Below are 17,868 nucleotides of genomic sequence, written 5' to 3' on the forward strand. Positions count from 1 at the left end.
GGGCCTACAGGGTTCAGTAGGTCGGGTAAGCGCTAGCGCCACCCGACAAAGCACTTATAGCGTCACACCACTCTTAAAGATCGCCAGCTCGCGGAAGTCGTTCTTCTCGTTGCAGGTCTGCCTGCCGCTGGCAAATTCCACAATCGTGTCCACGAATTCGCTCAGCAGCTGCGGCATCGCTTTGCCGTGGATCAGCTGGCCGGCATCAAAGTCGATCCAGTGTTTTTTCTTCGCCGCCAGCTCGCTGTTAGTGGCGATTTTCACCGTTGGCACAAATCCGCCGTACGGCGTGCCGCGCCCGGTACTGAACAGCACCATGTGACAGCCCGCTCCCGCCAGCGCACTGGTGGCGACCGCATCGTTGCCCGGTGCGCTCAGCAGGTTCAGACCGTGCGTTTTCAGCCGTTCACCGTAGCGCAGCACGTCCACTACCTGGCTGGCGCCCGCTTTCTGGGTGCAGCCCAGGGATTTCTCTTCCAGCGTGGTGATCCCGCCCGCCTTGTTACCCGGCGACGGGTTCTCATAAATCGGCTGGTTATGGGCGATGAAGTACTGTTTGAAATCGTTGACCATGGTGACGGTCTTCTCAAAGGTCTCTTCGTCGCGGCAGTGGCTCATCAGAATGCGCTCTGCGCCGAACATCTCCGGCACTTCGGTCAGCACTGTCGTGCCACCGTTGGCAATCACGTAATCTGAGAAGCGGCCCAGCATCGGGTTAGCGGTAATGCCGGAAAGCCCGTCAGATCCGCCGCACTCCAGGCCAAACTTCAGTTCACTCAGCTTGCCCGGCTCGCGCTTGTCGTGACGCATCACCTCATACAGCTGGTGCAGCTGTTCAACGCCCGCTTCCACTTCGTCGTCCTGGTGCTGACACACCATAAAGTGCACGCGCTCAGGATCGAACTCGCCCAGCGTGTCGCGGAAGGCGTCGACCTGATTGTTTTCACAGCCGAGGCCAATCACCAGCACCGCCCCCGCGTTCGGGTGACGCACCATATTTTGCAGCATGGTGCGGGTATTGATGTGGTCGTCGCCCAGCTGGGAACAACCGTAGGTATGGCTGAACAGATGCACGCCGTCGGTGCCTTCAGCATTGTTGGTCTCTTTCAGGAAACGCGTCTGAATTTGACGCGCGATCCCGTTCACGCAGCCGACGGTCGGGAGGATCCACAGTTCATTGCGGATCCCCACCTCCCCGCTGGCGCGGCGGTAGATCTGCACCTCACGATCGGCCGCCTGTCCTTCTTCTGCCTGGAAGTCAGGTTGATAGCTGTACTCGTCCAGATCGCTGAGATTGGTGCGGGTATTGTGGGAATGAATGTATTCACCCGGCGCAATATCCGCCAGCGCATGACCGATGGGCAAACCGTACTTCACCACGTTCTCCCCTTTCGCGATGGGGATCAGGGCAAACTTATGTCCACGTCCAATGGCCTGGCGTAACGTCACCGACTGGTTGTCGAAGGTCACTTCCGTCCCTTCGGCTAAATCGGCCAGCGCGACGGCAACGTTATCCAGCGAATGGATTTTGATGTATTGCATATCAACCTCAAACGGCCTTAGTTCAGTTCAATGGCGAAGTAGTCACGCGCATTGTTAAAGCAGATGTTTCTCACCATTTCGCCCAGCAGCTGGATATCCGCTGGCGCTTCGCCCGCGTGCACCCAGCGACCAATCATCTGGCACAGAATGCGGCGGAAATATTCATGGCGGGTATAGGAGAGGAAACTGCGGCTGTCGGTCAGCATGCCAACGAAGCGGCTCAGCAGGCCGAGCTGCGCCAGCTGCGTCATCTGACGCTCCATGCCGTCTTTCTGATCGTTAAACCACCAGCCGGAACCGAACTGCATCTTGCCCGGCATCCCTTCGCCCTGGAAGTTGCCGATCATAGTGCCCAGCACTTCGTTATCGCGCGGGTTCAGGCAGTACAGAATGGTTTTTGGCAGCAGGTTTTGCTCGTTCTGTTTGCTCAGCAGTTTTGACAGCTCTTCCGCCATCGGACGGTCGTTGATGGAGTCAAAGCCTACGTCCGCGCCCAGCAGTTTGAACTGACGCTGGTTGTTATTACGCAGCGCGCCGATGTGATACTGCTGAACCCAGCCGCGACGGGCATATTCCGCACCGAGGAACACCAGCACCGCGGTTTTAAACTGCGCCACTTCGTGCTCGCTCAGGGCTTCGCCGGAGAGACGACGCGCCAGAATACTGTCCAGCTCAGCTTCACTGGATTCCGCGAACAGCACTACGTCCAGCGCGTGGTCAGACACTTTACAGCCGTGTGCGGCAAAGTGATCCAGACGTTTGGTCAGCGCGGTTTGCAGATCGCCAAAGCGACGAATGTCGGTATCCGAAACTTCCGCCAACTTCGCCATGTAGTCGTTAAAGGTCGGCAGCTCGATGTTGAAGGCTTTATCCGGGCGCCAGCTTGGCAGCACTTTGATGTCAAACGTGCTGTCCTTCGCGACAACCGCGTGATGTTCCAGAGAGTCGACCGGATCGTCGGTGGTGCCCACCATCTTCACGTTCATCTGCTGCATGATGCCGCGCGCCGAGAAGCTATCCTGCGCCAGCAGTTCATTGCACTGATCCCAGATTTCATCCGCCGTGGCGGGAGAGAGCAGCTTGCCGGTGATACCAAACGGACGACGCAGTTCGAGGTGCGTCCAGTGGTATAACGGGTTACCGATGGTGTGAGGAACGGTAGCGGCCCAGGCGTCAAACTTCTCGCGATCGGTAGCGTCGCCGGTACACAGGCGCTCGGCCACGCCGTTGGTGCGCATTGCGCGCCACTTATAGTGGTCACCCTTCAGCCAGATATCATACAGGTTTTTGAAACGGTAATTTTCGGCAACCTGCTGCGGCGGTAAATGGCAGTGGTAGTCGAAAATCGGCTGGTCTTTTGCGTAGTCGTGGTACAGGCGGCGAGCAAATTCGGTATCTAGCAGAAAATCGTCGGTCATAAACGGTGTCATTATCGTCTTCCTCATTACGGGAGCGTCAGAAAGCTTATGTTCAGATGCTGCAAAGTTATCACACCAATTTCCAGAGTCCGACGTTTTTTTCGTGAGTTAGATCAATAAACGTCGACAAATAAATTACCCTCAAAGGGGTAAACCCTCTCGCAGACCGCGCCAGTTCTGGCTTTGCGCGCACCGCATAATGTCCCTACAAAGATTCACACTTTTGTGATGTCACTCACCTTTTAAAGTTGTATGACAAGTTATCTTTTCGCCGTCGCAAACTATAAGCCGACGGAATGCATTACCGGTGTTTGAGTCATCGGATTTAACGGTACGGAAGCCGACTTAGCACGATTACTTATGGCAAGGTTCGGGCCGTTCCGGGACAGGTTCCCGGTTACGCCCCTCCCGTTACAGAACAACTCCCGGCAACGGTTGAGTTGTTGCCGTGTCCCGACACGGAAATAACATAACGATGAGGTTTTACATGCGTAAAATTAAAGGGTTACGTTGGTACATGATCGCACTGGTGACGCTCGGCACCGTGCTGGGCTACCTGACACGTAACACCGTGGCAGCAGCGGCGCCAACGTTGATGGAAGAGTTACATATCTCCACGCAGCAATACTCTTACATCATTGCGGCTTACTCTGCCGCTTACACCGTAATGCAGCCTGTTGCAGGTTATGTTCTTGATATTCTGGGTACAAAAATTGGTTATGCCTTCTTCGCTGTAGCCTGGGCCGTCTTCTGTGGAGCGACCGCGCTGGCCGGCAGCTGGGGCGGACTGGCGCTGGCGCGTGGTGCGGTAGGTGCTGCCGAAGCAGCGATGATCCCCGCGGGACTGAAAGCCAGCTCTGAATGGTTCCCGGCAAAAGAGCGTTCAATCGCTGTCGGTTACTTCAACGTGGGCTCCTCCATCGGGGCGATGATTGCTCCGCCACTGGTGGTGTGGGCGATTGTGATGCACAGCTGGCAGATGGCGTTCATCATCTCCGGTGTGCTGAGCTTTGCCTGGGCCATGGCGTGGCTGATCTTCTATAAACACCCGCGCGATCAGAAAAAGCTGTCTGACGAAGAACGTGACTACATTATTAATGGTCAGGAATCTCAGCATCAGACCGACAACGGCAAAAAGATGTCCGTCTGGCAGATCCTGGGCACCCGTCAGTTCTGGGGTATCGCCCTGCCACGCTTCCTGGCAGAACCGGCCTGGGGTACGTTTAACGCCTGGATCCCGCTGTTCATGTTTAAAGTTTACGGCTTTAACCTGAAAGAGATCGCGATGTTCGCCTGGATGCCAATGCTGTTTGCAGACCTGGGCTGTATCGTCGGCGGCTACCTGCCACCGCTGTTCCAGCGCTGGTTTGGCGTGAACCTGATTGTGTCCCGTAAGATGGTGGTCACCATGGGCGCCTTGCTGATGATCGGCCCGGGCATGATCGGCCTGTTCACCAGCCCTTACGTGGCTATCGCCCTGCTGTGTATCGGGGGCTTTGCTCACCAGTCTCTTTCCGGTGCGCTTATTACGCTCTCGTCCGACGTGTTTGGTCGTAACGAAGTCGCTACCGCCAACGGCCTGACCGGGATGGCCGCCTGGACCGCAAGTACCCTGTTTGCGCTGGTGGTCGGCGCGCTGGCAGATACCATTGGCTTTAGCCCGCTGTTCGCGGTACTGGCTATCTTCGACCTGATGGGTGCGGTGGTTATCTGGACGGTGCTGAAGAGCAAATCCGCCGATGAACTGGCGAAAGAGTCCCTTGGGGGACCGGCGACGCAGAGTTAGCGTTGTTGTGCCGGGTGGCGGCTACGCCTTACCCGGCCTACAAAACCCATAGGCCCGCGCAAGCGAAGCGCCACCCGGCTAAATCTTCTCAAAAGCCGCCTCCGGGCGGCTTTTTTCATGGCGAAATCTGGAGAGTGGCACGCAAAAGTGGTATAACAAATCATTCGCCGTACCCTGCCTGGAGCGCATATGGAAATCACCGAATCACGTCGTTTATATCAACAACTTGCCGCCGAGCTGAAAGATCGCATCGAGCAAGGGGTCTATCTTGTCGGTGATAAACTTCCCGCTGAGCGTTTCATTGCGGATGAAAAAAGCGTCAGCCGTACGGTGGTCCGCGAAGCCATCATCATGCTGGAAGTGGAAGGGTATGTTGAGGTACGCAAAGGTTCCGGCATTCATGTGATTTCCAGCCAGGCGAAACACTCCCCCACCCCGGACGAAAGTCTGGAGTTTGCCAGCTACGGTCCGTTTGAGCTTCTCCAGGCTCGCCAGCTGATTGAAAGCAATATTGCGGAATTTGCTGCGACGCAGGTGACCAAGCAGGACATCATGAAGCTGATGGAAATCCAGGATCACGCGCGTAAAGAAAAATGTTTCCGCGATTCCGAATGGGACCTGCAATTCCACGTCCAGGTCGCCCTTGCGACTCAGAACACGGCGCTTGCGGCAATCGTTGAAAAAATGTGGACTCAGCGCGTTCACAACCCGTACTGGAAGAAATTGCACGATCACATTGATTCCCGCACGGTAGACAACTGGTGTGACGACCACGACCAGATTCTTAAGGCTCTGATTCGTAAAGATCCGCATGCGGCGAAACTGGCAATGTGGCAGCACCTGGAGAACACCAAACAGATGCTGTTTAATGAAACAAGTGATGACTTTGAATTTAACGCTGACCGCTATCTTTATTGCCGATAATCCGGTCGTTCACCTCGATACCGCGACCAATCTCGCAAAATAATCCCCCGAACGGCTGGCAGGCGCACCGCCGCGCCTTCCGGCCAGACAGGGTAAGAAAACCTCTATAGTGTCAGCCTTTGTAAAATTTCTCGCTCCCCTCCGTGGCTTACGCCAAAATCGTGTTTCCCCTCAAATTCTGTGACGCAGAACGTCGGGCTTTGTTACAATTGGATTCACTTCGTTATTTTGTAAGTTAGTGCTTGCTAACCAGCCAATTAACAGGGAACAGTGTTGGCCACACATCAATGTGTCCGCGAGCGACCATAATGAAATCATAACAATGTCGCCGTGCTGTTTTCCCGAATGACAGGCGTGACGTTAACCGATTTCCAGGAACACTGAATGGAACTTTTGACCCAACTACTGAACGCCCTCTGGGCTCAGGATTTCGAAACGCTGGCCAACCCGTCCATGATTGGCATGCTCTACTTTGTGTTATTTATGATCCTGTTCCTTGAGAACGGTCTGCTGCCTGCTGCCTTTTTACCCGGCGACAGCCTGCTGGTGCTGGTCGGGGTGCTCTGTGCAAAAGGGGCGATGGCTTTCCCGCAAACGGTCCTGCTTTTGACCATTGCCGCCAGCCTGGGCTGCTGGGTGAGTTACATTCAGGGGCGATGGCTGGGTAACACGCGAATCGTTCAGAACTGGCTTTCGCACCTTCCGGCCCATTACCACCAGCGAGCGCACCACCTTTTCCATAAGCATGGGCTTTCCGCCTTACTGATCGGCCGCTTTATCGCATTCGTACGCACCCTGCTGCCCACCATTGCGGGCTTGTCCGGCCTGAGCAGTACGCGCTTCCAGTTCTTTAACTGGATGAGCGGCTTGCTGTGGGTGCTGATCCTGACCACGCTCGGCTACGCGCTGGGTAAAACGCCGGTCTTTATGAAATATGAAGATCAGCTGATGTCTTGCCTGATGCTGCTGCCCGTCGTTCTGCTGGTGTTTGGCCTGGTCGGGTCCCTGGTCGTACTGTGGAAGAAGAAATACGGAGCCAGGGGTTAACGATGGTTATCTCCCCGCTCGCGCTGCGCCGCTTCTCTTACGCTATCGTCGCGCTGATGATGTTCAGCGCTCTTATCCTGCTGTGGTCTGCGCTACAGCATCAGGAGTCGACGCTGGCTATCCGTCCTGTGAGCCAGGGAACCAGCGTGCCGGATGGTTTTTCCATCTGGCATCATCTGGACGCAAACGGGATCCGCTTTAAGAGCATCACGCCGCAAGACGATGTGCTGCTGATAAAATTTGACTCCAGTGCGCAAAGCGCCGCGGCGAAAGCCGTGCTGGACCGCACGCTGCCGCAGGGTTACATCATTGCGCAACAGGATGATGACAGCCACGTAGCCTCCTGGATGTCACGGTTACGCGACACGTCGCATCGATTTGGTTAACGACTAAGATTCCGAATATTTTCACCTACTTTGGTGAAACTCCCGTTTACTTACTATGCTTAAGTACGCGGAGCACCCCTCAGATGTTCTCCGCATAGTTCTGGAACACGGCTTACGCCGTAACACAATGGAAGGTTTCTATAATGAAATACCGCATCACTCTGGCTCTGGCCCTTTTTTCTTTAAGCACAGCTTCCTTCGCTATGTCTCTTTGTCAGGAGAAAGAACAGGATATCCAACGCGAAATCAGTTATGCCGAAAAGCATAACAATCAGCACCGGATTGACGGGCTGAAAAAAGCGTTGAGCGAAGTGAAAGACAACTGTACGGACAGCAAGCTGCGTGCCGATCATCAGGAAAAAATCGCTGAACAGAAGGACGAGATAGCCGAGCGCCGTCAAGACCTACAGGAAGCGAAAGAGAAAGGTGATGCGGAAAAAATTGCCAAGCGCGAGAGGAAGTTGCAAGAGGCGCAGGACGAACTGAAAGCGCTGGAAGCTCGCGATTATTGAGTTAACGGAAATCTCAACAGGAGAGAATCATGTCAAAAGATACAACTTCAGAAAATCTGCGCGCTGAACTGAAATCCCTGGCGGACACCCTGGAAGAGGTGCTGAACTCTTCTGCGGATAAATCGAAAGAAGAAGTAAGTAAACTGCGCAGCAAAGCGGAGCAGGCACTGAAAGAGAGCCGTTACCGTCTGGGCGAAACCGGTGATGCGCTGGCGAAACAAACCCGCGAAGCGGCAGCGCGCGCAGACGAATATGTACGTGATAATCCATGGACGGGTGTAGGTATTGGCGCCGCAGTGGGTGTGGTGCTGGGTGTCCTGCTGACGCGTCGTTGATTATGGAAGATCCACGTCACGCACAAGGGCCTGCTAAAAACGTCCTCGGCATCGGCCAGCGTATTCTTACGACGCTGGTCGGGATTGCCGAAACGCGCGTCCGGCTTGCGGTAGTGGAGCTGGAAGAGGAGAAAGCCAACCTCTTCCAGATGCTGCTCATGCTTGGGCTTACGATGCTCTTTGCCGCATTTGGTCTGATGAGCCTGATGGTGTTAATCATCTGGGCTATCGATCCACAGTATCGTCTGAACGCGATGATTGCGACTACCGTGGTTCTGCTGGTGGCGGCGCTGATAGGCGGTATCTGGACCCTGCATAAAGCGCGCACGTCGACCTTCCTGCGCCATACGCGCCAGGAGCTGGCCAACGACCGCGCCCTGCTGGAGGATGATAAGTCGTGAGCGACAAAGCCGAACGTCAAAAGCGGAAAGCGTATCTCTTGAGCCAAATCCAGCAGCAGCGGCTGGATTTGTCTGCCAGCCGTCGAGACTGGGTTGAAGCCACGCATCGGTTTGACCGCGGCTGGAACACGGTCCTGAGCCTGCGCTCATGGGCGCTGGTCGGCAGCAGCGTGATGGCGATCTGGTCGGTTCGGCATCCTAACATGCTGATCCGCTGGGCACGCCGCGGCTTTGGCGCCTGGAGCGCCTGGCGGCTGGTGAAAACCACGCTGCGACAACAGCAGTTGCGCTAGCCTTCTTGCCGGGTGACGCTGCGCTTACCCGGCCTACGATTGCGTGTAGGCCGGGTAAGGCGTAGCCGCTACCCGGCAAAACCCCCTCCCTTACTCAATATCTTTGAAGAAGATTAACAGTTTTCCTTGCTAACATTTGCCATCCGCCCCGTTTACACTCCTCTCCATCGACAGCAAAGACGCGGTATCTACCCGAATTTGCAAGCAAATAACGTTTAGCCGCTGATGTGGTTTCCTGGAGAGTAAAATGAAAAAATTAGAAGATGTTGGTGTACTGGTAGCGCGTATTCTGATGCCTGTTCTGTTCATCACCGCAGGCTGGGGCAAAATTACCGGCTATGCGGGCACTCAGCAGTATATGGAAGCGATGGGCGTGCCGGGGTTCCTGCTGCCACTGACCATTCTGCTTGAGTTCGGCGGCGGCCTGGCAGTGCTGTTCGGTTTCCTGACCCGCACTACGGCGCTGTTCACCGCAGGCTTTACCCTGCTGACCGCGTTCATCTTCCACAGCAACTTTGCGGAAGGCGTGAACTCCCTGATGTTCATGAAAAACCTGACCATCGCGGGCGGCTTCCTGCTGCTGGCTATCACGGGTCCGGGCGCCTACAGCATCGACCGTCTTCTGAATAAGAAGTGGTAAGCAGGCTATACTGATTACATTCAAAGCGAGGAGACATCTCCTCGCTTTTGCTATCTGACGGAGGAGTAAAAAATGGGACAACTCGTAGACGGCGTCTGGCAGGATGTCTGGTATGACACCAAATCCACCGGTGGACGCTTTAAGCGCTCTGTTTCGGCCTTCCGTAACTGGCTGACCGCCGACGGCGCACCCGGCCCGAGTGGCGAAGGGGGCTTTGCGGCGGAAAAAGATCGTTATCATCTGTATGTTTCTCTCGCCTGTCCGTGGGCGCACCGCACGCTGATTGTGCGCAAACTTAAAGGTCTCGAATCGTTAATTCCGGTTTCGGTGGTCAACCCGCTGATGCTGGAAAACGGCTGGACGTTCGACAGTGGCTTCCCGGCCGCGACGGGTGATGAGCTTTATCATCACGATTTCCTGTATCAGCTCTATCTGCGCGCCGATCCGCACTACACCGGACGCGTAACGGTGCCTGTGCTGTGGGACAAGAAAAACCAGACGATCGTCAGCAATGAATCCGCTGAAATCATTCGCATGTTCAATACCGCGTTTGACGCGCACGGTGCCCGCGCCGGGGATTACTACCCGGTTGAGCTGCGCGAGAAAATTGACGAGCTGAACGGCTGGATCTACGACAACGTTAACAACGGCGTCTACAAAGCGGGCTTTGCCACCAGTCAGGAAGCGTACGACGAAGCGGTCGGCAACGTGTTTGGATCCCTGGAGCGCCTGGAGCAGATCCTCGGCCAGCATCGTTATTTAGCGGGCGATCGCCTCACCGAAGCAGACATCCGCCTGTGGACGACGCTGATCCGCTTTGATCCGGTATATGTCACCCACTTCAAGTGCGACAAGCATCGCATCAGTGATTACCTGAACCTGCACGGTTTCCTGCGCGACATCTATCAGATGCCGGGGATTGCGGAGACGGTCAATTTTGACCATATTCGCACCCACTATTTCCGCAGTCATAAGACCATCAACCCAACGGGCATTATCTCCATTGGCCCGTGGCAGGACCTGGATGAACCGCACGGGCGCGACGTGCGTTTCGGATAATTATTTAGGGAATCAATTGATTCCCTTTTTTAATTCACAGCATACATCTATCCTTACCTCGATCGCTTAGAAAACAAGTGATTGACTGATTAAGAGGCAAGGAAAAATGGACTGGTATTTAAAAGTACTGCGCAACTACGTTGGATTTGGTGGCCGTGCCCGCCGTAAAGAGTACTGGATGTTCGTTCTGGTGAACTTCGTCCTGATTATGGTGCTGGGCATTGTGGACAAGATCCTCGGCTGGGAACGCGAGGGGGGTGAAGGCATTCTCACCACCATTTATGGTGTGTTAGTTCTGCTGCCATCATGGGCCGTACTGTTTCGTCGTCTTCACGACACCGATCGTTCGGCGTGGTGGCTGCTGTTGCTGTTGATCCCGCTTATCGGCTGGATCGTGATTTTGATTTTCAACTGTCAGAGCGGAACGCCGGGCGAAAACCGCTTTGGTCCGGATCCTAAGGCAAGCGCGTAAATTCTGCCCGGTGGCGCATACGCTTACCGGGCCTACGCTTATTTGTTGTGGTGGGCAAAGAGCTTGGGAATTTCACGCAAACACCACGATTTGGCTTCGCCCATGCTGTCGCGACGCCACGCCATAATGATATCCACTTCGCTGGTGTATTCCGGGCTGACGACGCGCAGCCGCCCTTCTGCAATGTCCTTTTCGACAAACGGATACGGCATAGTCGCCACGCCCAGCCCCGCCAGGAGTGCCTGTCGCTTATCTTCCAGCGACGTTACCGTCAGTCGCGGCTGTTTATCCAGCAACTGTACCGTTAACACCGGGCGCTCTCGGGCGGTATCCGCGACCGCCACGCCGCGGTATTTCACGCGCGTGACCTCAGAGAGCGGCTCCGGCTCCTGATGGATCGGGTGATCCGGGGCGGCGACGTAGACGTTCATCACGCTGTACAGTTTGCGCGAATTGATTTCTGACGATGAGCGGAAATGCATGTCCGGCGCAATCACGATATCCGCCCTGCCCGTCTCAAGACGCTCCCACGCCCCGGCCAGCACCTCAGTGATGATCGACAGCTGGGTATTGGCTTTCGCGGCCAGTCTGTCCACCAGCGGGAACAGCGCCTCGGTGGGCACCAGCGCTTCGGTCACCAGCGTCAGATGGGTTTCCCAGCCGCGGGCCAGCGCTTCGGCATCCGTCGTCAGCTTATCCGCCGCTTCCAGCAATACGCGGCCGCGCTCCAGCAGCATCCGCCCAACGTTGGTGAATTTTGTTCGATGACCGGAACGGTCAAAGAGCACAACATCCAGCTCCTCTTCCAGCTTTTGCATGGTATAGCTCAGGGCAGACGGAACGCGCCCCAGTTCATCTGCCGCCGCGGCAAAACTGCCGCGCCTGTCAATCGCGTCCATGACGCGAAGCGCCTCAAGCGTCAATGCTCTCTCTTTAGCCATCTCGTTCTCATTCAGGAAATTTGAACATACCAGGCAGAATATCTTGCTAACAATGCAGCGTCCATACCTTTACCATTGATTTAGTGTAAAGAGAGGTCAAGTTTATGATTACGACAAGAACAGCGAAACAGTGCGGACAAGCCGATTTCGGTTGGTTGCAGGCCCGCTACACCTTTTCCTTTGGACACTACTTTGACCCTAAACTCCTCGGTTACGCTTCACTGCGCGTATTGAATCAGGAAGTGCTCGCCCCGGGCGCGTCCTTCCAGCCGCGCACGTACCCTAAAGTCGATATCCTGAACCTGATCCTGGAAGGCGAGGCAGAATACCGCGATAGCGAGGGCAATCATGTCCAGGCGAAGGCTGGCGAGGCGCTGTTAATTTCCACGCAGCCAGGTATTAGCTACAGCGAGCATAACCTCAGCAAAGATAAAACGCTGACCCGCATGCAGCTGTGGCTGGATGCCTGTCCGGAGCGGGAAAATCCGCTGGTGCAAAAAATCGATCTGAAGGGCGGTAAACAGCAGCTGATTGCCTCGCCAGACGGCAGCAAAGGCAGCTTGCAGTTGCGCCAGCAGGTGTGGTTGCACCATATCGAACTGAAAAAAGGTGAACAGGCGAGCTTCCAGCTTCATGGCCCGCGTGCCTATTTGCAGTCCATTCACGGAACGGTGCATGCGGTCACGCATACGGAAGAGAAAGAAGCGCTCACCTGCGGTGACGGGGCGTTTATTCGTGACGAAGCGAATATCACCCTGGTTGCCGATACGCCGCTGCGCGCGCTGCTGATTGATTTGCCGGTTTAAGATCAACACGCCCCCTCGCTCGATCGGTTCCCTCTCTCTATGGGAGAGGGTTAAGGTGAGGGGTAACGGGTTGGATTTAATCACAACACCTTACTCGCCATAATCTCAATGATCTGCCGGTCCGTCGCCTGCATTGCGCGGCACGCCAGGGCGCACAGGTTAGAGATAGACTGTTCCACGTCGTGCGCCACAATCCCCTCGTTACCCGTCACGGCAGTATCATCCAGCGCCATCATCACGGCTTTCCAGGCACTGGTGACGCTGGTCGAGACCTTCATTGCGCAGCTGTTAGAGGCCCCATCGCAGATCATCCCGCTCACGTCGCCGATCATACTGCCGATCGCCATGGCAATGGTCTGGTAAGATCCGCCCATCAGCCACGCCATCCCCGCCGCTGCCCCCATCCCGGCCGTTGTCGCCGCGCATAACGCGGACAAGCGCGGAAGCTGGTAGTGGATATAGATAGCCGACAGATGCGAGAGCATCAGCGCCCGCGCCAGCCGTTCGTCATCGGCCTGAACGTGCTCAGCCACCACCACTACCGGCATGGTGGCGGTGATGCCCTGATTCCCGGAACCCGAGTTGCTCATCGCCGGCAGCGTCGCGCCTCCCATGCGGGCATCCGAGGCTGCGCTGGTGCGGATAATAATGTCTGAACCCAGATCCTGCGCCATCCAGCCGCGTGCGCGCTGTTTATTGAGCGTCGCGCCAATATGCAGCCCCCAGTTGCCACGCAAACCTTCGCGGGAGAGCGCATCGTTCAGCCGCCCCGCATCGAGGATAAAGCGGATCGCGTCGAACGGCACCTGCTCTACAAACTCAAGGATCTGCGACAGCGTGGTGGTCGAGAGTACCGCCAGCGGATCGTCGTTGTTCTGGCTCTGACAATCGTCAAGCCTGAAGCGCGTTTCGCCCTGACAAACTACCTCCACCACGCGAGTGTGCCCGCCAGCGATGGTCACCATCGCCGAGGATTCACCGACGTAAACGCAGGCGCGTGAATAGAGGATCTCCTCGCACGGCTCCTGCAATTTCACCTGCACCAGACCTGCGTTCAGCAGTGCTTTGGCGCGCGTTAGCGCCTCGGCCGACGCGTCTTTCAACACCTCCAGCCCGGCGTGTGCATTACCGCCTGTCGCCCCCAGCGCGGCCGCGATGGGTAAACCGACCATACCGGTGCCGGGCACCGTTACGCCAAGCCCGTTTTTCATCAGGTTCGGCGATACCCACGCCTCGATACGCGTCACCTCACCGTCAAGCTGTCCGGCAGCCATCGCGCACGCCAGCGCCAGCGAGACGGGTTCGGTACAGCCCAGCGCAGGCTTTACCTCTTCCTGCACAGCGCGAATAAAATGGTTCCATAAAGGATTAATTTGCTCAGACATCGTTACGACCTTATTTAACCTCATGAGAAGGCGAGGAAAGGAGAAACACAAAGCAGCAGCCCGGTAATCACAATAATCACCAGCGATACGCCTTTATATTTATGAAGTGCGGGCACTTTGTAGACCAGCCACGCCGGAATTAAGCAGCCCACCATCCCGAAAATAGGGCTACAGATGGAGGTGAAGCTCAGCACCGGCGCGTTTAACACAATCGCGCTCCAGGCAAGCAGGATAGCGAACAGCATAATCCCGCGCTGGACGGTGCTTTCATTGATTTTCTCCGCCGGCATTTTGCGGCGCAGGATGTTCATCACGATGCCCTGCGTCGCCTCACGAAAGCCGAGATAGACGCCAAAGAACGCGGTCATCACGGCAAAAATGTTGAGGATCACGCTGACGATTTTGACCCAGCCCGCACCGTCACCGCTGATGAACTGTGCTGCGATTGCCAGGGCGGAAATATTCTGCTCGTAGGCTTTTACCGCCTCGTCGTGCCCCATCGCCAGCGTAAAGGAGACCGCGTAGAAAAAGACCGTCACAAACAGCACGCCAAAAGCGATATTCATTGCCCGCAGCGCCTTATGACGCGCCACCTCTACGGATTTTTCCCGTGAACGATAGGAAATCACCATCGGGCTTAATGTCTGAATAAACAGAATGGAGGTTAAGGTGAAAGGCAGCGTAATAATGGCATTTTTAATCAGCAGGCCCATCGGCGGCAGCATACCGACGTTGGCTAAATGCCAGAGGCCAATCATCGAAAGCCCCAGCGCCGCCACCACAAATAATTTGGTCAGCACCATCAGGCTGGAGACTTTAAACAGCAGTTTTTCACCGCGCGACGAAATGGCGACCAGAATGCAGATCAGGAATAAGCCGTAGAACGGATTTTCCGACAGCAAACCGTCGGTTACGCCGAAGGTGTGTAGGTAGGATGCGCTGTCGTTGGTGATAGCCGTGGAATAGACAAACATCCAGATCACCAGCATCACAAAATAAAGCGCACCCAATAAGATGCCCCAGTTTTTACCTAAATAACCGCTAATGACGCTCGGGTAATCTTTGCATTCCGGTGATTCCGCCAGCGTATTAATAAACAGGCGCTGGAACAGGTACATAGCCGGATAACCAATTATCGACGAGAGTAAAAACACCCACAGCCCCATTAACCCGACCTGCACCGGAAGAAAAACGATGCCCGCGCCGATAGCCATCCCGATACTCATGATGACCCAGCCCGTATCGGTGCTGTCGAATTTGATCGCCTCTCGCCATTCGCTTTCGCTCATTCCCGCCCGCCTTGCCGCAGGGGAATCACTCACAATCACACTGCTGTTTGTTGCCATATTCATTGGGCACTCGCTTATTTTGTAGGGTAACTGGTTGTTTTTATAAGGTTCCGTTCGCCAGCGATTGCGAGTCAGAGGGTGCAGGTGTGAGTTATTGATATGGGAAGATCATATCCGGAGCGCGGGAGAAAAAGGTCACAACTTTTATAGGGATTTCCTAAAGCGAGAGAATAATATTACTTCGGGATAGCAGAAAGGAGAGTAAGCTTTCTAAAATTGACGGCGTTCACAAAATTAAAACCTCCCCATTTGAGGAGGCTGAAGATGAAGCCTGTATTACATCGCCTGCGTAAACGTCCTCGAAATCACGTCCTGCTGCTGCTCGCGCGTCAGGGCGTTAAACCGCACCGCATAGCCTGAAACGCGGATCGTCAGGTTCGGATAGTTCTCCGGATGGGCAATGGCATCCAGCAGCATCTCCCGGTTCATCACGTTGACGTTCAGGTGTTGCCCGCCCTCAATGGTCGCTTCGTGGTGGAAGTATCCGTCCAGCAGCCCGACAAGGTTGGTTTTGCGCACCGGCTCGTCCTTGCCCAGTGCCTGCGGCACGATGGAGAAGGTGTAGGAGATCCCGTCTTTGGCATAGGTGAACGGCAGCTTGGCGACCGAGGTTAACGACGCCACCGCCCCTTTTCTGTCGCGCCCGTGCATCGGGTTGGCGCCAGGCGCAAACGGCGTGCCGCCGCGACGTCCGTCCGGCGTGTTGCCGGTCTTCTGCCCGTAAACCACGTTGGAGGTGATGGTCAGGATCGACTGCGTCGGTACCGCGTTGCGGTACGTCGGCAGCGCCTGTATTTTCTTCATAAAGCGCTCAACCAGATCGCAGGCGATACTGTCCACGCGATCGTCGTTGTTGCCGTACTGCGGATAGTCGCCTTCGATGACGAAATCCACCGCCAGACCAGTGTGGTCGCGCACCGGTTTTACCGTGGCGTATTTGATGGCCGACAGGGAATCCGCCGCCACCGACAGCCCGGCAATGCCGCAGGCCATGGTGCGGTAGACGTCCCGGTCGTGCAGCGCCATCAGCGAGGCTTCGTAGCTGTATTTATCATGCATATAGTGAATGAGATTCAGCGCGCTGATGTACTGTACCGCCAGCCAGTCCATGAAGTGATCGAGGCTCGCCATTACGGTGTCGTAATCCAGTACCTCATCCAGCAGCGGCTCGGTTTTCGGCCCCACCTGGATCTTCAGCTTCTCATCCACCCCGCCGTTGATTGCATACAGCAGCGTTTTCGCCAGGTTGGCGCGTGCGCCGAAGAACTGCATCTGCTTGCCGATCACCATCGGGCTGACGCAGCAGGCAATGGCGTAGTCGTCGCTGTTGAAGTCGGCGCGCATCAGATCGTCGTTCTCGTATTGCAGCGAGGAGGTGACGATCGACACCTGCGCGGCGTATTTCTTGAACGCGATCGGCAGTTGTTCGGACCAGAGGATCGTCAGGTTTGGCTCCGGCGCAGGCCCCATGGTGTGCAGGGTATGCAGGTAGCGGAAGCTGTTTTTGGTCACCAGCGTACGGCCATCCAGCCCCATGCCGCCAATCACTTCCGTGGCCCAGATCGGATCGCCGGAGAAGAGCGTGTCGAACTCCGGCGTGCGCAGGAAGCGTACCATGCGGATCTTCATGATGAAGTGGTCGATCAGCTCCTGGGCCTGCACCTCATTCAGCCTTCCTGCCTGCATGTCGCGTTCAATATAGATATCGAGGAACGAGGCCGTGCGCCCCAGTGACATCGCCCCGCCGTTCTGGGATTTCACTGCGGCAAGGTAGGCAAAGTAGACCCACTGCACCGCTTCCTGCGCATTCATCGCCGGACGTGAAATATCAAAGCCATAGTTCGCCGCCATCTGCTGGATCTGGAGCAACGCACGTTTATGCTCCGCCAGCTCCTCGCGCAGGCGGATCGTGGCCTCCAGATCTTCTCCGCGCTCCAGTTTCCCCTGGAGATCGGCGAACTGAAGTTCACGCTCGCGCACCAGATAGCTGATGCCGTACAGCGCCACGCGACGGTAGTCGCCGATGATGCGTCCGCGCCCGTAGCCGTCCGGCAGACCGGTCAGCACCCCCGATTTGCGGCAGCGCATCATCTCCGGGGAGTAAACGTCAAACACGCCCTGGTTGTGGGTTTTGCGCAGGTCTGTGAAGAGATATTCAAACTGCGGATCCATCTCGCGACCGTAGGCTTCGAACGAGCTGCGGATCATGTTGATCCCGCCGTACGGATGCAGGGCGCGCTTGAGCGGCTTGTCGGTTTGCAGGCCAACGATCGTCTCCAGCTCCTGATCAATATAGCCCGGCCCGTGCGCGGTAATAGTAGTGGCGATGTTGGTGTCAAAATCCACCGGAGCGTGAGTAGCATTCTCCTGACGAATGCCGACCATCACCTTCTGCCACAGCGCCGTCGTTGCTGGCGTCGCCTGCGCGAGGAAAGCTTCATCGCCTTCATAAGGGGTGTAGTTATGCTGAATAAAATCGCGCACGTTAATGGCGTTTTTCCATTCTTCACCGCGAAACCCGGCCCATGCGTCGCTGTAAGGCGCGACGCCCGTATCGATTGTTACTTTCATC

Annotated in this window: 17 protein-coding genes and 1 pseudogene; 12 read left to right on the forward strand and 6 right to left on the reverse strand. The window is 55.9% G+C overall.

The window, feature by feature from the left end; translation table 11 throughout:
- Window positions 1-54: 54 nt before the first annotated feature.
- Window positions 55-1,542, reverse strand: a complete 1,488-nt coding sequence (locus ACOTYH_RS12070) for a UxaA family hydrolase (protein ID WP_015571940.1) — start codon at window positions 1,540-1,542, stop codon at window positions 55-57.
- Between the two features lie 17 nt (window positions 1,543-1,559).
- The gene (gene uxaC / locus ACOTYH_RS12075) at window positions 1,560-2,972 is read right to left on the reverse strand and encodes a glucuronate isomerase (RefSeq protein WP_017382427.1); all 1,413 of its coding nucleotides are present in this window, start codon (window positions 2,970-2,972) and stop codon (window positions 1,560-1,562) included.
- Window positions 2,973-3,447: 475 nt separating this feature from the next.
- On the opposite strand from uxaC, the gene ACOTYH_RS12080 reads away from it, so the two are divergent.
- The 11 genes and pseudogenes from ACOTYH_RS12080 to ACOTYH_RS12130 all read left to right on the forward strand — a co-directional run bounded on the left by ACOTYH_RS12080 (window position 3,448) and on the right by ACOTYH_RS12130 (window position 10,815).
- Entirely contained in the window at window positions 3,448-4,746 is a 1,299-nt protein-coding gene (locus ACOTYH_RS12080) for an MFS transporter (RefSeq protein ID WP_015571942.1), read from the forward strand.
- A gap of 189 nt (window positions 4,747-4,935) precedes the next feature.
- Window positions 4,936-5,713 (forward strand): annotated as a pseudogene (gene exuR / locus ACOTYH_RS12085) (transcriptional regulator ExuR).
- Between the two features lie 341 nt (window positions 5,714-6,054).
- A complete protein-coding gene (yqjA, locus tag ACOTYH_RS12090) occupies window positions 6,055-6,717 on the forward strand; it encodes a DedA family general envelope maintenance protein YqjA (protein WP_003862638.1) in 663 nt (220 codons plus the stop codon).
- A gap of 2 nt (window positions 6,718-6,719) precedes the next feature.
- Window positions 6,720-7,103, forward strand: coding sequence for an EnvZ/OmpR regulon moderator MzrA (mzrA, locus tag ACOTYH_RS12095; RefSeq protein WP_003862640.1), 384 nt, complete (start codon window positions 6,720-6,722; stop codon window positions 7,101-7,103).
- A 143-nt stretch (window positions 7,104-7,246) separates the two neighbouring features.
- Window positions 7,247-7,615 carry a DUF1090 domain-containing protein gene (locus ACOTYH_RS12100; protein WP_017382428.1) on the forward strand — a complete coding sequence of 123 codons (369 nt, stop codon included), beginning with the start codon at window positions 7,247-7,249 and terminating at the stop codon, window positions 7,613-7,615.
- Window positions 7,616-7,644: 29 nt separating this feature from the next.
- On the forward strand, window positions 7,645-7,950 hold the full coding sequence (locus ACOTYH_RS12105; protein WP_003862645.1) for a DUF883 family protein: 306 nt from the start codon (window positions 7,645-7,647) through the stop codon (window positions 7,948-7,950).
- 2 nt (window positions 7,951-7,952) lie between these two features.
- On the forward strand, window positions 7,953-8,351 hold the full coding sequence (locus tag ACOTYH_RS12110; RefSeq protein ID WP_003862647.1) for a phage holin family protein: 399 nt from the start codon (window positions 7,953-7,955) through the stop codon (window positions 8,349-8,351).
- Window positions 8,348-8,644, forward strand: coding sequence for a YqjK-like family protein (locus ACOTYH_RS12115; RefSeq protein WP_003862649.1), 297 nt, complete (start codon window positions 8,348-8,350; stop codon window positions 8,642-8,644). The genes ACOTYH_RS12110 and ACOTYH_RS12115 overlap by 4 nt, the downstream gene beginning before the upstream one ends.
- A gap of 247 nt (window positions 8,645-8,891) precedes the next feature.
- Window positions 8,892-9,284 (forward strand): DoxX family protein, encoded by a 393-nt coding sequence (locus tag ACOTYH_RS12120; protein WP_006812075.1) that lies wholly within the window; start codon window positions 8,892-8,894, stop codon window positions 9,282-9,284.
- A gap of 72 nt (window positions 9,285-9,356) precedes the next feature.
- Window positions 9,357-10,343, forward strand: coding sequence for a glutathione S-transferase family protein (locus ACOTYH_RS12125; RefSeq protein WP_017382429.1), 987 nt, complete (start codon window positions 9,357-9,359; stop codon window positions 10,341-10,343).
- Between the two features lie 106 nt (window positions 10,344-10,449).
- Entirely contained in the window at window positions 10,450-10,815 is a 366-nt protein-coding gene (locus ACOTYH_RS12130; protein ID WP_015571946.1) for a DUF805 domain-containing protein, read from the forward strand.
- Between the two features lie 38 nt (window positions 10,816-10,853).
- On the opposite strand, the gene yhaJ is transcribed toward ACOTYH_RS12130, so the two are convergent.
- Complete coding sequence (yhaJ, locus tag ACOTYH_RS12135; protein WP_003862655.1) at window positions 10,854-11,756, reverse strand: DNA-binding transcriptional regulator YhaJ; 903 nt, start codon at window positions 11,754-11,756, stop codon at window positions 10,854-10,856.
- A 104-nt stretch (window positions 11,757-11,860) separates the two neighbouring features.
- Here yhaJ and ACOTYH_RS12140 point away from each other — a divergent pair, with 104 nt between their 5' ends.
- On the forward strand, window positions 11,861-12,562 hold the full coding sequence (locus tag ACOTYH_RS12140; RefSeq protein WP_017382430.1) for a pirin family protein: 702 nt from the start codon (window positions 11,861-11,863) through the stop codon (window positions 12,560-12,562).
- A gap of 80 nt (window positions 12,563-12,642) precedes the next feature.
- Here ACOTYH_RS12140 and ACOTYH_RS12145 read toward each other — a convergent pair whose 3' ends face one another.
- The 3 genes from ACOTYH_RS12145 to pflB form a co-directional block, all read right to left on the reverse strand.
- A complete protein-coding gene (locus ACOTYH_RS12145) occupies window positions 12,643-13,947 on the reverse strand; it encodes a serine dehydratase subunit alpha family protein (protein WP_193547450.1) in 1,305 nt (434 codons plus the stop codon).
- Window positions 13,948-13,967: 20 nt separating this feature from the next.
- Window positions 13,968-15,299 carry an amino acid permease gene (locus ACOTYH_RS12150; RefSeq protein WP_017693942.1) on the reverse strand — a complete coding sequence of 444 codons (1,332 nt, stop codon included), beginning with the start codon at window positions 15,297-15,299 and terminating at the stop codon, window positions 13,968-13,970.
- Window positions 15,300-15,572: 273 nt separating this feature from the next.
- Window positions 15,573-17,867 (reverse strand): formate C-acetyltransferase, encoded by a 2,295-nt coding sequence (pflB, locus tag ACOTYH_RS12155; protein WP_048246824.1) that lies wholly within the window; start codon window positions 17,865-17,867, stop codon window positions 15,573-15,575.
- Between the last annotated feature and the right edge of the window lies 1 nt (window position 17,868).

This window comes from Enterobacter cloacae complex sp. SHL001 (assembly GCF_049236825.1).
Taxonomy (GTDB): Bacteria; Pseudomonadota; Gammaproteobacteria; order Enterobacterales; family Enterobacteriaceae; genus Enterobacter; species Enterobacter hormaechei_C.